This window comes from Ekhidna algicida, assembly GCF_051379705.1.
GTDB lineage: Bacteria > Bacteroidota > Bacteroidia > Cytophagales > Cyclobacteriaceae > Ekhidna.
Genome location: NZ_CP179868.1, coordinates 780,607 through 792,389, shown reverse-complemented (window position 1 = coordinate 792,389; position 11,783 = coordinate 780,607). Strand labels below are relative to the sequence as shown.

General features: G+C 43.3%; 12 protein-coding genes. 6 read left to right on the top strand and 6 right to left on the bottom strand.

The genetic code is table 11. From position 1 onward, the window contains the following. The first annotated feature begins 72 nt into the window (after nucleotides 1–72). From ACL8WY_RS03345 to ACL8WY_RS03335, 3 genes are all read left to right on the top strand, one after another. On the top strand, nucleotides 73–1,227 hold the full coding sequence (locus tag ACL8WY_RS03345) for a pyridoxal phosphate-dependent aminotransferase (protein ID WP_436517002.1): 1,155 nt from the start codon (nucleotides 73–75) through the stop codon (nucleotides 1,225–1,227). 227 nt (nucleotides 1,228–1,454) lie between these two features. Continuing rightward, nucleotides 1,455–2,729, top strand: coding sequence for an acetyl-CoA hydrolase/transferase family protein (locus ACL8WY_RS03340; protein ID WP_436517000.1), 1,275 nt, complete (start codon nucleotides 1,455–1,457; stop codon nucleotides 2,727–2,729). 126 nt (nucleotides 2,730–2,855) lie between these two features. Next, a complete protein-coding gene (locus ACL8WY_RS03335; RefSeq protein WP_436516998.1) occupies nucleotides 2,856–3,419 on the top strand; it encodes an EF-hand domain-containing protein in 564 nt (187 codons plus the stop codon). 66 nt (nucleotides 3,420–3,485) lie between these two features. Here ACL8WY_RS03335 and ACL8WY_RS03330 read toward each other — a convergent pair whose 3' ends face one another. The 3 genes from ACL8WY_RS03330 to ACL8WY_RS03320 all read right to left on the bottom strand — a co-directional run bounded on the left by ACL8WY_RS03330 (nucleotide 3,486) and on the right by ACL8WY_RS03320 (nucleotide 5,905). After that, nucleotides 3,486–3,641 carry a hypothetical protein gene (locus ACL8WY_RS03330; protein WP_436516996.1) on the bottom strand — a complete coding sequence of 52 codons (156 nt, stop codon included), beginning with the start codon at nucleotides 3,639–3,641 and terminating at the stop codon, nucleotides 3,486–3,488. A gap of 144 nt (nucleotides 3,642–3,785) precedes the next feature. Next, nucleotides 3,786–5,078, bottom strand: a complete 1,293-nt coding sequence (locus tag ACL8WY_RS03325; RefSeq protein WP_436516994.1) for an amidohydrolase — start codon at nucleotides 5,076–5,078, stop codon at nucleotides 3,786–3,788. Then, complete coding sequence (locus ACL8WY_RS03320) at nucleotides 5,075–5,905, bottom strand: helix-turn-helix domain-containing protein (protein WP_436516992.1); 831 nt, start codon at nucleotides 5,903–5,905, stop codon at nucleotides 5,075–5,077. The genes ACL8WY_RS03325 and ACL8WY_RS03320 overlap by 4 nt, the downstream gene beginning before the upstream one ends. A gap of 108 nt (nucleotides 5,906–6,013) precedes the next feature. Here ACL8WY_RS03320 and ACL8WY_RS03315 point away from each other — a divergent pair, with 108 nt between their 5' ends. The 3 genes from ACL8WY_RS03315 to ACL8WY_RS03305 all read left to right on the top strand — a co-directional run bounded on the left by ACL8WY_RS03315 (nucleotide 6,014) and on the right by ACL8WY_RS03305 (nucleotide 9,823). Continuing rightward, the gene (locus ACL8WY_RS03315) at nucleotides 6,014–6,892 is read left to right on the top strand and encodes a retropepsin-like aspartic protease family protein (RefSeq protein ID WP_436516990.1); all 879 of its coding nucleotides are present in this window, start codon (nucleotides 6,014–6,016) and stop codon (nucleotides 6,890–6,892) included. 100 nt (nucleotides 6,893–6,992) lie between these two features. After that, nucleotides 6,993–9,140: a TonB-dependent receptor gene (locus ACL8WY_RS03310; protein WP_436516988.1), complete on the top strand. Its 2,148-nt coding sequence runs from the start codon at nucleotides 6,993–6,995 to the stop codon at nucleotides 9,138–9,140. A gap of 26 nt (nucleotides 9,141–9,166) precedes the next feature. Further along, the gene (locus tag ACL8WY_RS03305) at nucleotides 9,167–9,823 is read left to right on the top strand and encodes a tetratricopeptide repeat protein (RefSeq protein WP_436516986.1); all 657 of its coding nucleotides are present in this window, start codon (nucleotides 9,167–9,169) and stop codon (nucleotides 9,821–9,823) included. 32 nt (nucleotides 9,824–9,855) lie between these two features. Here the strand turns inward: ACL8WY_RS03305 and ACL8WY_RS03300 are convergent, their stop codons facing one another. From ACL8WY_RS03300 to ACL8WY_RS03290, 3 genes are read right to left on the bottom strand one after another with little or no spacing between them, the layout of a single operon-like run. Continuing rightward, entirely contained in the window at nucleotides 9,856–10,446 is a 591-nt protein-coding gene (locus ACL8WY_RS03300) for a hypothetical protein (protein WP_436516984.1), read from the bottom strand. Then, nucleotides 10,439–10,930 carry an RNA polymerase sigma factor gene (locus ACL8WY_RS03295; RefSeq protein ID WP_436516982.1) on the bottom strand — a complete coding sequence of 164 codons (492 nt, stop codon included), beginning with the start codon at nucleotides 10,928–10,930 and terminating at the stop codon, nucleotides 10,439–10,441. Before ACL8WY_RS03295 ends, ACL8WY_RS03300 begins: the two co-directional genes overlap by 8 nt. Beyond that, nucleotides 10,920–11,762 (bottom strand): alpha/beta fold hydrolase, encoded by an 843-nt coding sequence (locus ACL8WY_RS03290; RefSeq protein ID WP_436516981.1) that lies wholly within the window; start codon nucleotides 11,760–11,762, stop codon nucleotides 10,920–10,922. The genes ACL8WY_RS03295 and ACL8WY_RS03290 overlap by 11 nt, the downstream gene beginning before the upstream one ends. Between the last annotated feature and the right edge of the window lie 21 nt (nucleotides 11,763–11,783).

Here is an 11,783-nt window from a genome sequence, read left to right as displayed (position 1 = left end):
TAAATCATTTCATCATTCATGAATTCATAGGTTTAATTTGAAGGTAACTGACTTCTTTACCTCAAAAACACTATGAGTACAACGATTAAAAGAAGGGAGTGGATAAAGCTTTCGGCACTAGCTTCTGGCGCCGGGTTTGGAATACTTAATGGGCTGGATGTATTTGGAAAGACCTCACCTAAGGTTTTATCACACATACAAGGGGATGAAAGCGTGAGAAGACTTCTCTTCAACGAAAACCCACTCGGACCAAGTGAGAAAGTCACGCAAATAATTCAAGAACAACTTCCCCGAGCGAGCAAGTACGCTACATTTCATTCATACGACTTCATGGCTCTGAAAGAGTTGATTGCCGAGCAAGAAGGATTAAAGCCGGAGAATGTACTTCTGAGTCATGGTTCATTTGAATCTCTAATTATGATTTCCTCGCACTTCGGTGCAAATGTTGGCGAGATTATTGTCCCGAGCCCAAGCTTTGATGTGGTGGGAAATTTTGGAAGAAAAATAGGAGCTAAGGTTAGGCCGATAGAAGTCGATGAACAATTCAGGATGAATTTACCGGCAATGAAATCTGCGGTTACCTCTAAAACAAAGTTGGTCACTATTTGTAATCCAAACAATCCTACCGGGACAAGTTGCAACCCGGATGACCTTCGCTCATTTTGCAGTTCGATAGCTAACAAGGCTCATCTCTTAATTGATGAGGCCTACATTCATTACCTCAATTCATGGAGGAGTCATACCATGGCGCCTTTGATTAAGGAAGGGAAGAATGTTTTGATAACACGTACCTTTTCTAAGGTCTATGGAATGGCTGGTCTCAGGATTGGTTACATGCTGGGACCTGAGGAGTTTGTTCGGTCAATGGAGGCTAAATATACATTGGGATTTCCGGGAAATATGCCTAACTCATTAAGTGTGGCTGCAGCAATCGAATCTCTTAAAGACGACAGTTTCATTGCCAGGTCAAGAACTTTTAATGAGAAGAGTAAAATGGCTTTTTATAAATCCCTGGATCAGCTGGGTATTCCTTACATAAAGAGTGATGCAAACTTCGTCTTTTATGATGTGCAAAAATTCAATGAGTATAAAAGCCTAATGTGGGGGAATAAGATTTTATTGACAGGGGGATGGCCTTCCAAATCAAACTGGGCACGGGTAACTATTGGCTCAGACGATGATATGCAATTCCTGGTTGAAAAGATGCAAGGAAAAAAGTGGCTTTAAAGAAATATTAAGAAAATCATAGTAGAGCGGGGCCCCTTGTGATTATGTAAAGTAGTCTGGGGCCTCTTCTCCTTCGTACCTCCGAACAAAGAAATTGAAGGCTCATCTGAAACGAGATGAGAGCAAATAATTTGTCATTGCTTGGCATGATTTAGGTCATATCTTCAAATCCATACTCCCGCTAAATTCGCAGCAAATCAATAGCCAGCAATTTAGCAATCCGGAATATGAAAACAGCAAAAACAGCATTAGAAGCCGTATCCTCTATCCAGTCAGGTGACAATGTTTTTCTTCATACCGGAGGCGCAGTGCCGACCGTTTTGGTAGAGGCGATGGTAGCTCGTGCAAATGAGCTTCGAGATGTAAACATCTATCAAATGCATACGGAAGGTCCGGCTCCATATGCCGATGAGCAATACAGCGAAAACTTCAGGGTGAAATCCATGTTTACAGGAGGTAATGTTCGTAAGGCCATTCATGAAGGGAGAGGTGATTTCATCCCTATTTTTTTTAGTGAAGTTCCCCGATTGATTCGGAATGAAACTATTCCTTTAGATGTGGCTCTGGTGCAGGTATCTCCGCCTGATAGACACGGCTATTGTTCTCTCGGTATTTCTGTTGAAACCACTAAAGCCGCTTTGGAGCATGCAAAAAAAGTTATTGCTCAAATCAATCCCGAGATGCCCCGAACGCATGGCGATGGACTTTTTCATGTCAGTAAGTTCCACACGGTGTATGAACACGCCAGCCCTATTCCAGAAATGAAGCCCAAAGAGCTTTCTATTGAAGATAAAAAAATTGGTACGCACGTATCGAGCGTGATTGAAGATCGCGCCACCCTTCAAATGGGAATTGGTTCCATTCCTGACGCTACGCTTTCTTGCCTCGGGAACCACAAAGACCTGGGCATCCATACAGAAATGTTTTCAGATGGCTTGTTGCCTTTAATTGAAAAAGGTATTGTCACTAACAAGTACAAGACGAAACATCCCGGCGTGATCGTTTCGGGATTTATCTTAGGCACACGAAAGCTTTATGATTTTGTGGATGACAATCCGGTTGTTCGTTTACTCGATATCCAATATGTAAATGATACAGCAGTGATTCGAAAGCTACCAAAGATGACTAGCATAAACAGTGCGATTGAAATAGACATTACAGGTCAGGTATGCGCAGATTCCATTGGGAGTTCCGTTTATAGTGGTGTTGGAGGTCAAATGGACTTTATGCGAGGAGCAGCTCTTTCGGAGGGAGGAAAACCTATCATTGCTTTGAGATCCACCACCAATAAAGGCGCATCAAAAATTGTTTCCTTTTTGAAGCAAGGTGCGGGTGTTGTGACCACACGCGCCCATGTAAACTATGTGGCCACCGAGTACGGAATTGTAAATCTCTCTGGGAAGAGTCTCAAAGAAAGAGCAAGAGCACTGATCAATATTGCCCATCCCGATCATCAGGAGGAGCTGGAGCGAATGGCTTATGAACGGTTTAAAAGCCTCTGAAAATCTTAACTATTCAGGTAGACATAATGTAGACACATTGTTTGTGATTTTCCACTTTGGTCACCTTTGCATATCCTTGTGTATTAAGATATATCAATTATCTTTTGAATTTCAAACAAAGACCGAATGCTTACGCCGCTACAGAAACAAAAAATATCACATTACTTTCATGTGGTCCTGGATCAGGATCGTAACGGGATTCTGGAATCCAACGATTTCATGGAAATTGGAGAGTCCCTTTGTGTACTATGGACACTCAAGCCTGGTACGGATGAATACCAGAAAGTGATCGATCGAAGTGTAAAGAGCTGGAAAATGTTTCAGAAATACTTTGAACGTCAGGGTGGTGAAGCTAATGAGGAGCATTTCCTGGAGTTTTTTGACAATATGTTAAGCAAGGGGAATGAGCACGTTTACAAAAGTTGGGTTGTCCATATGATAAGCTCCATTTTCGATGCATTTGATGTGAATAACGATGGTGTGATATCTGTCAATGAATACTCAGATATGTTCATGTGTTACCACATTCCAATCAAGCATTCAGCAAAAGCATTTATCAAACTAGACAGGGATGGTGACGATTTTATCACCAAGAGAGAATTGATGCATGCCGTAGATGAGTTTTTTAGGTCAAACGACGAAAAATCACCTGGCAATTGGCTGTTTGGTTTCTGGGCAGACCGTGACTAAAAAAAATAACCCTGCCTTTCGACAGGGTCATACACCTAATTGAATGAAACCTTCGTGGGCTCACCGCTAAGCCACTTTAAGCTGGTTCATATAGGTTCGACACTTTTCTTTAGATCCGATGTAGAGGATTTTCAAATTCTTCTTAACCACCCACTCTCCAGCGTTTGTTTTGGAAAGTCTATACGTGTCCTTCTTCGCAAATAGATTGAATAAATATCCCATAGCTCTTAATGTTTAATAATTATAGCTCAAAGATGTATTCAAATACTACCATTATATATTGGGATTGTACCATATATAATGGTAGGTAATTTAACTATGAATTGTAATTATTAGGCCATCAAATAGTAATATTCTTAGATAAAACTATTTATTGTTTAGATAATCGAGGGTTACGCCCATCATAGCTTTCATGCCTAACTTCATTCCACTGTCATCTACATAGAAATCAGGTGTATGATGTCCGGCCACCTTGTCCGGATCTCTATCGGGTGGGCATCCACCTACGAAGAAGAATAGACCCGGTACTTGCTCCTGGTAGAAAGAAAAGTCTTCCGCACCTGTGATCGGTTTAATGATTTCTACATTTTCTTCCCCGGCAGCACGTTTCAAGGAAGGAAGCATTTTGTTGTACAATGGAACTTCATTGTATGTTACCGGATAGCCTTCATCGATCCACACCTCAACTTCTGCATTGTTTGCTTCTCCTGTTTTGGTTGCCACTTCTCTGATACGTTGCAGGATTTGTGTTCGCATATCAGCATCTAAAGTTCGAATGGTCCCTAACATGTACAGGTCTTCCGGGATAATGTTGTATCTCACTCCACCATGAATTGCACCTATGGTCAAAACGGCAGGTGCCTCGGTAAGCTTCATGTTTCGGCTAATGACCGTTTGAAGGTTATTGATGATTTGAGCTGCAGTTACCACCGGATCAATGCCATCCCAAGGAGCAGAGCCATGAGCTTGCCTTCCTTTGATGTCTATACGCATTGAGTTAACGGCTGCCATGATTCCTTCTGGTCTCACTTTCAAGGTGCCAACACGAGATTGTGCATTGATATGCAAACCGAAAATAGCATCTACATCCGGATTCTTAAGTACACCTTCTTTTACCATCAGTTGAGCTCCGCCTTCTTCTCCTTTTGGGGCACCTTCCTCAGCAGGTTGAAAAATAAACTTTACTGTTCCGGGAACCTCGTCTTTCATTTCCCAAAGCATTTTAGCAACGCCTAGAAGTATCCCTATATGAGTATCATGACCGCATGCATGCATTACTGGAACTTGCTCACCATTATACTCTGCTATTTGCTTGGAAGCCCATGGTAACTCTACTCGTTCCTTGACAGGCAATCCGTCGATATCGGCACGTAAGCCAACTACCGGACCCGGTTTGCCTCCCTTAAGAATAGCTACAACGCCCGTCTTGGCTACTCCCGTTTGAGGTTCATAGCCTATTTCTCGAAGGATCTCAGCGATTCGCTTCGATGTTTCAAACTCTCGATTGCTGAGCTCTGCATTTTGATGAAACCAATGGCGCCACTCAATGACATCTTTCTCGGTTTCTGCGACCATTTTTTCAATCTTCTTATCAAATTTTTGAGCAGCCAGTGTGCTAATGATAGCAAGAGCTGCCAGGCTTAGAATAAATTTCTTCATGTTTTCAAGGTTAGGTTATCATTTTCAATGATTAAATCATTGGTTGAAAACTTCAATTTAGAAAAAAATTCGGTAGGAGTGTACCCGGTAACCTTCTTACATTCTTTTATAAAATGCGACTGATCGTAATAGCCAAATTTGATAGAGTCGGTAAAAAAGAGTTGTCCTTGTTGGGTTAGGTGATAGTTTGTGGTGTTTGAGAATCTTAAGATGTTGGAAAGTTCTTTCGGAAAAAGGCCCAGGTGATTTTTGATTTGTCGTTCTAGTGTCTTCCTGGAGACGCACATATAGGAGGCTAAGTCCGGTACTTTAAATCCATTTGGGAAATTGGTCAAGATGATATTCACCATTTGAGAAACCCTTGCATCAATCTTATGCCTGGAGATGGCCTTTTCAAATATTTCGTCTAACCGGCTAACCTCAATTCCCTCACCTGAAGGATTATAAAAATGACTTAGTTCTGAAAAGGAATCTTTACCCACAAACTCTTCTAGAGAAAAATCTAACCAATCGCTTTGAAACCGTCTGAAAAAGGGAAGAGCAAGGGCATTGAGTTTCCATTTGATGTTTAGACATTTGAAACCGCCTTCTATTTTGAAGAATGCGGTGGAGTTACTGGCTGGATAGAATCCACTTTGTTTGTTTTCATTGAACTTTTGAAGATTATCATCCCATAGTTGACATGAGCCATTGTTAATCACCCACGACTCAATTTTTCCGTTAGGGATGGACTTGAGAAAAGTGGTCTTTTCAATGTTGTAGAATTGATACCTATCAATAAATCGGCCAACAAGCGGATGTTTGGGATATGCTTCTTCTAGATTCAAACTGTCTGATTTTTACAATTTATAGCCAAAGCCTTCTTAGACTTTTGCTTATAGTAATGATGTTCTTTAGTGGCTTTGAGTTGCTTCACCCTTTAAATCTAAATTAGAATGATCTGTCAAAAACGAGTATTAAGACATACAACACTGTTTCTCTTATTCATTGTAGGTCGTGCCTATTCACAAGAAATACCATTAACCATCCTTGAGGGAGGTCATATTGTTGTTTCGCTGAAAGTAAACGATACAATACCCGCCAACTTCATATTGGACACAGGAGCAGGCGTCACTGTGATGTCTTCCGGTTTTTTCAAAAAAATATCCAACAATGCAGAGGAAAGCGGATTCTTTACTGGTTTTAGACACGATGGAGACCGACTGGATGGAGAACTTTATGCTATCAACTCCATTGACTTAGGTGGATTTGTACAGAAAAATATTATCGGAGCTGTATATCCGCCACTCGATGATTACGGCATTGAAGGCTTACTATCGATGACTTTTTTTCGAAATAAAGCTTTCACCATTGACTACCGGAATCAAACACTTCGATTGCTAAGCAAAGCTGAGGTTGATGATATCGCGTCGAATTATGAATCTGTTCCAATCAGCTTGCATCAGAAAGGGGACGCGTCCCTGGATATTAGCATTCCTGTTTGTGTTGGGAATAAAGTAACGGTCAACGCAGAATTTGATACGGGAAGTGGTCATGAGCTATTTCTTTTAAATCCCTATTTCATGAATCAGCTGGAACTGGACTCTGCCCAGTTACCTTCAAGGATCTACACAACACCTATACAAAAGCGGAGCCTGAAGGATTATTCAGCAGACCAAGCATTGACAATATGCGATGCTAATCTGCCGGTGGTTACGAAAACAGTGCTCTTCAGGGAAGGGCTTATTTATGAAGCACTCATCGGCAGTGGCCTCTTCAAGGATAAATCCATCACCATTGACATTCCGGGCAGACGTTTCTTTGTCCATGAATAGACATTTTACAATTCATCCTTTTATTTCTACAGTTCGGTAAAGCTTATTAGCGAAGGAGTGTCTTCACGTTCACTTTTGGCTTATGCTAAAAGTCAAAGAAATGAGGACACTAATTGTATTACTACTTTCCATAGGCACATTTACTGCACTGGGTCAGTTCACCATCTCGGGTGTAGTCACAGAAAAATCCGGCGAACCATTGCTGGGAGTAAATGTATATCTGAAAGGTACCTATGATGGTGCCACCACTGATATTGATGGAAAGTTTTCATTCTCAACATCAGAGACCGATAGCCTGGTACTCATTGCTTCATTTATTGGTTTTCATGAGGCAGAGCTTCCACTTGAATCCAAAGGTCAGGAACTAACAATCGCACTAAAAGAGGAAGTAAGCATACTGAATGCAGTAGTCATTACTGCAGGGTCCTTCAATGCGTCGGACGAAAATAAGCGCGAAGTGATGAAGCCTCTGGATATAGTGACTACCGCGGGTGCTACTGCCGATATCCCCGGAGCACTCAATACTTTGCCGGGTACACAAACCGTGGGAGAGACCGGCCGGTTGTTTGTGCGGGGAGGCGACGGACGTGAAACCAAAACATTCATTGATGGGATGTTGGTGCATAGTGAATATGGACCGGCAGCACCTAGCACACCAAGCAGAAGTCGGTTTTCACCCTTTATGTTTAAAGGAATGAGCTTTTCCACAGGCGGATACTCTGCCGAGTATGGGCAGGCGCTATCTTCAGCGCTCATCCTACAATCCAAGGATGTAGCTGAAGCCAACCGAACAGATATTTCTCTCATGTCTGTGGGAGCAGATATCTCAGCCACACGAGCATTTGCAAATGGATCTGTTGCCGGAAAAGTGCAGTACACCAACCTCACTCCATACTTTGAGTTGGCGCCACAAAATCTGAACTGGGACAAAGCACCGACAAGTCTAGATGGAAATTTCGCCTACAGACTGAAGACGAGTAAGACCGGATTGCTGAAGTTTTATACCAACCTGAGCACTTCCAGAATGGAGCTTTTCGAATCAGATATTGTGAATCCAGAAGTGGATCACCCGGTGAAGGTTTCCAATGATTACGGACACTTCAATGCTTCGTATCGTGAACTGATAACTGATAAATGGGGAATAAGAGGAGGGCTTTCGCTGACGCAGAGCGATGACTTTGCTTCGATTTCTACCAACAGCAGAGCGCAGCAATTGCGAGGCGGACATGTGAAAGTTGTTGCTGACTACCAGCACTCGGATCGTCTGGCTATCCTTTTCGGAAGTGAACTATTCAAACGCAATCTGGATCAAACACTTACCGATGTTAATGGTCCATTTGACCAGGACTTTGATGAGACGCTAACTGCATCGTTTGTAGAAACGGAGGTTTTTGCTTCCTCCGCGCTGGCTTTCAAAGGTGGATTGAGAATGGAGCATAATGACCTGAATAGCCAAACAACCCTGACACCACGCTTTTCAACAGCCTACAAAACAGGTGTGAACAGTCAGATATCCCTGGCCTACGGTCAATTTTATCAGACGCCTCAAAACCAAATCATCCTGACCAATCCCGGAGCGAATCCGGAAATGGCGCAACACTACATCGCGAACTACCAGTGGGTGAAAGAGGGACATAGCTTCAGAGTGGAAGCTTATGAAAAGCGCTACTCTGATCTGGTTAAATACAGCAGCATCTATGATCCGACCACCTTTCAATTTGATGGCAATGGACATGCTCGTGGGATCGACTTTTTCTGGCGAGACAACAAGACCTTCAAAAACATGGATTACTGGGTGAGCTACTCATTCTTGCAGACGGAGCGGGAGCATAGAGACTTTCCGGGTTCTTTCACGCCGGCATTTGCTTCTGCCCACAACTTCTCCTTTGTGATGAAGAAATTCATCGAGGACATCAAAAGTCAAATTGGAGTTACCTATTCATTTGCAAGTGGAAGGCCTTACAACGACCTGAACAGTGAGCAGTTTCTAGGTGGCAAAACTCCCGCATATCACGACTTAAGCTTCAATATAAGCTACCTCTATAGCAGTCAAATCATCGTGCATGCCATGGTGAATAATGTGCTGGGGATCAACAACATATTCGGGTATGAATATGCAGATCAGCCCAACGAAACCGGCTTTTACGCTAGCAAGGCCATTACACCACCAGCCAGACGTTTCGTCTTCTTAGGCGTGTTTATCACGCTTTCAAAAAACAAAGGCATTAATCAGTTACCAAATCTTTAAGATCAAAACACAAACAATTATCAATTATGAAAAAGAATCTAATACTAATACTCGGCGTACTCTGTGCAACACTCACATTGGCAAACGGCCAGTTCGAAAAAGCCATGGGGAAAAATATCCCGGCTATGTTTTCGGCGGAAACTCCGGAAGCAATGCAAGCGGTGATCAACAACCTCAACCGGATTGGGGAGGCTGAAGGTGATCGATGGGAACCCTACTACTACGTGGCATTTGGTTATTTACGAATGAGCGATATGGTAGAAGCCGCGGATGACAAGGATAAGTACCTGGATCTGGCAATGAAGGCGGTAGATAAAGGTGCTGAAATCAAACCTAATGATTCGGAACTGGAAGCCATGCGAGGCTATGTACAAATGATCAAGCTCGCGGTTGATCCGGCTACCCGAGGCATGACTTATAGTGGACTGGCTTTTGCCTCTTTTCAGAAAGCACTCGCATTGGATCCGAATAACCCGCGTGCGCACTTCCTGATGGGACGCATGCAGTATGGTACGGCACAATTTATGGGTAGCGGAACCGACGAAGCATGTGGCAGTTTATTCAAAGCGCTTGTGATGTTTGATAAGGTGGGCGAACCTGAAAATCCGTTTGCACCTACCTGGGGAAAAAACTCCACAGAGCAATCGATAAAGCAATTGTGTGAGAAGGGAGATGGAGAATAAGAGATTAAAAGCGGCTGAGGCCGCTTTTATATTTACTCAAACTGCTCGCTAAGCTCATTCAGCTCATCCAGCAGGCTCATTTCTTTTTTAATCGCCTTGCGAATGGAATAAATAAAAATCACTGCGGCTCCCAAATAGGAAAGGTCTAAAAGGATGACCTGATTGGTGGTGAAGTAATCACTGAATTCAGGTGTGAGCATATAGAAGCCTACTGTGTAGGCGATCAGAATTGCGACGGTGACAGGTCCATGGATTCGCTTGCGATAGGAATAGAATCGGAGCGATGAATCATTGGCAGTAGCCGCAGCCTGGCTCAGGTCTACTTGTTTCGATAGATAGATGCTGTAGCCTTCGATGGCGATTCGCAGTGCCAGTCCGCCCAGCATAAGCAGAATGCCAAAGTGGCTCAACGTGTTTTGAAATTGCGCTACGTAAATGAAGAATGCGGATATTCCAACAAGCGTCAATGCTAAAACAGCAATGTTGCCAATGTGCATATTCACCGCACCTTTCATCTTATTGCGAGCCAGTTGAATAAGCTCTTTTGTATCCGGGCGTTGCTCTTTTGTGGAGCTTTTCGCCGCTTGCCATTTGTTTTTCAGGCTGTCTAATAGATCACTCATTTTCTAATATCTTTTTAAGGTTCTTTTTAATTCTGTGAATTTTCACGCGAAGGTTTCCCTCTTTTATGCCCACCACACTGGCGATTTCATCATACTCAAGTTCGTCCAGCACCATCATGATGATGAGTCGGTCCAGCTCATTGAGTTGGCCAATGGCATGGTAGAGTTCTTGATGGGGTTGCTCATGGGTTGGCTGATCACCGGTAGATGCCAGATCCACTTGTGTTTCAATTGAGACCTGCGTCTTTTGTTTGTTGTCTCGGATGTACTTCAAACACGTGTTTACGGTAATGCGATAGATCCAGGTTTTATAGCTGGCAGCGCCTTTGAACTTATCCAGTGACCGCCAGGTATTGATAAACGATTCCTGGGTAAGGTCATTGGCCAGGTCGGGATCGCCTTTCATAAATCCCAAGCACATCTGATGAACCATCGCGTAGTAATCAGCGTGCAGGGATTCAAATAGTTTCGTGTTATTGGGCATTCTGTGCCAGGTAATTATTGATTTGTGAGTAAAGCCATTCCGGCTGATCAAACATGATGAAATGTTTGCTATCGTCGGCGACCTCAATGGTTTTGTTTTCCAAGTTAGCATATTGCTTTTCAAAGTTTGGAAGGACCATTTCTTTGCTTGGAAAGGAGGCGCCCAGGATCAAAGTCTGAGTAGTGATATCGCTAAGTTTCGGGCGCAAGTCCAGCTTGAGCAGATCGGTGTATCCATATACATACGTTTTGCGATCTGCAGCTATCGACCAGCCGGCGATCAAATCAACCTTGTCTTCGCTGTTGGTCATGTTTCGAGCCATCATAAGGGCGGTGTTTTTGAATGCATCATCGGGCATGTTCAGCATCTGATTGTTGTATGGGCTGTCGTATTGCAAGGAGCTGGCAGACACACCCGGCATCATCAGGTCACGCATGCAAGGCAGCGCATCTACGAGTATCAACCCGCTCAGTTCCTTATCAAATGCCGCTGCAAGATCAGTGGCTAAGTTGCCACCCATGCTATGTCCGATGATGGTGAGGTTGGTGAGCTTCTCTTGCTTGATGTAATCAATGAGTGCCTCCTGGATTGGAGCGTACCACGGCGTGCCGATAGATTCCAAACCATTGAAGCCCGCATAGGATACCACATGTGTTTCATAAGTGCCATTTAAGTTTTCGATGGTTTCGTTCCAGACGGATCCCGGCGTGGTAAAGCCGGGCAAGAACAAGATTGGATTTCCTTCGCCGCTTTTCTCTACCTGTATAGGCGACTGGCTATGGGCAAATAGTACAAGGAGGGTGGTGCTGAATATGAATAGTAATTTTTTCATGATCTGTTTTGTTAAAATTTC